Consider the following 1,756-nt stretch of genomic DNA (forward strand, 5'->3'; position numbering starts at 1 on the left):
TCTCGCCGAGGTCCTCACGGATCGAGGCGAGAGCGGCGGCGATACCGCCCAGCGGGTCGGGCTTGAGCCCCGCTTCGCGGAGCGGCAGGTGTGTGTCGCGGGCGAGCACCAGTTCGGCGCGCGCGGTGTGGGTTCGTGGTGACAAGACCGTCCCTCCCCTGGATGTTCTCCGACATCAAGAGCGAAGAACGGAGGTGGGCGGTCCTGTGACAACGGCGCTCGTAGCTGCTTTGATTCACTGCGCTACTGCGGGCCATCTTGTGAGACGGACAGCAGATAGCACAGTTTGTGTTTGTGGGGGAGCGACAGGTGATCATACCACCATAACAGCACCACATTCCACAAGAATTACCGATCAGATTCGAGCTTCTTTCCATCCTGGTAGAGGAGATTAGCTATCGCTACCATAACCTCAAACTCCTCAACCGGCATCAACTGATCTCGGTATTCCGACAGAGATGAAGAGAACCGACCAAAAAGGTCGTCGCAGTCACTTATTCCGCCAGGAATTTCAACAAACCAGCGATATCCGCAGGGCTGCGAGGGGACACGCGCGTTCATGAGGTAATCGTGGATCTCTGACTCCACAGCGGAACGGTCACCGCATGTCCGCTCCTCTAGGCGCACGGTGCGCTGCCCCCCACTCTCGCAGACTACCCGAATCGGCTCTGGCACCCGCTGGTCCAGACAACGTATGACATGGGCGGGGCCGATGGCCCAGAGGACCAAGGCATGCCATCCGGAAACGGGAACCTCAGCGAATCTTCGGCGGTCCGACGCACTGACTTCGCACCCTTCTTCTGGCGGAGCTTCCGTGATCAAGTACGCAGACCAGGATTTTTTACTCATGCGCACCAGCTCCTCTTCAAAGGGTGGGACCACCGAAGGTTCAAAATAGACTCCGCCTCTATTCTAGCGGAAAGGTGCACCTGTTGTTACTGCTACTCTCCTGAGGACAGTTGAGTTCTTGCGACCTCAACACCGGCATGCCCATAGGACCCAGGCCTTCAGGCCAAACATAAGCCTCAACATTGGCATAGTATGCCCCGCTGTCTTCGAGGTAGTTACCTCGGATAGAATCAAAGTTCTTCCGATAATCTGTGACACCCTCACCGATCTCGAATCGTCCGAGTTCACTGTCCACCATGAACATGCCGCAGTCTGTATCGGGCCACAGGGGCTCCTCCTCACGGCATTGAACACGTGCCTCGTTGAAGTGCAGGCGCGGTCCTTCTTCCCAGATGAAGGTGGTGCTCCAGAAGGGGGTACGACCGCTCAACCGCGTACGGATCACTACGTCGAAACGCCCTACAAGCCCGGTGTCGTTCCCGAAGGCAGCATTGCCTTTGGTCTCGTTGATGTAGGAGCTGATGGGTCGGTGACAGACGGACGCGTGCTCACACCACTGGTCGTAATCGTCTGCTGCCGAGCGTGCAGCACCCGAAGGCACCGCGAGAACCTCGTCCGCGGCAATCGTCTCCGAAGGTGCCCCTAGGCCCTCAGGACCATCAGGCGTGATGCCTTCTGCATCGGGGGTGGTAAGACGCCCTCCCAGACACAACCACGAGTCGAGTTCTCTGTCCTGGGCTTCGTTGATACAGGCGTCCAGGGCGGGCGAGATGTCCATGCTCTCATGCGGGCCGTTCGCGGCTGCTGGTGTCGCCGCCAGCGAGCCGAAGCCGATAATAAAGACGAAAAACAACGTTAACTTGTTCTTCACTTAAACTCCAAAAGGGTTGATGAATTCGATCTAGAG

General features: G+C 57.7%; 2 protein-coding genes. Both read right to left on the reverse strand.

Annotation, left to right across the window (positions count from 1 at the left end):
• Nucleotides 1–348: 348 nt before the first annotated feature.
• Nucleotides 349–849, reverse strand: coding sequence for a DUF5956 family protein (locus B042_RS27140; RefSeq protein WP_369797720.1), 501 nt, complete (start codon nt 847–849; stop codon nt 349–351).
• A 58-nt stretch (nt 850–907) separates the two neighbouring features.
• The gene (locus B042_RS25840; RefSeq protein ID WP_155989169.1) at nt 908–1,720 is read right to left on the reverse strand and encodes a hypothetical protein; all 813 of its coding nucleotides are present in this window, start codon (nt 1,718–1,720) and stop codon (nt 908–910) included.
• Between the last annotated feature and the right edge of the window lie 36 nt (nt 1,721–1,756).

The organism is Nocardiopsis sp. CNT312 (genome assembly GCF_000515115.1).
In the GTDB taxonomy this organism is placed as follows: Bacteria; Actinomycetota; Actinomycetes; order Streptosporangiales; family Streptosporangiaceae; genus Nocardiopsis.

Excerpts from the sequence above, each read along its gene's own strand:
- B042_RS27140 (WP_369797720.1), bottom strand. The coding sequence starts at position 849 with ATGAGTAAAAAATCCTGGTCTGCGTACTTGATCACGGAAGCTCCGCCA.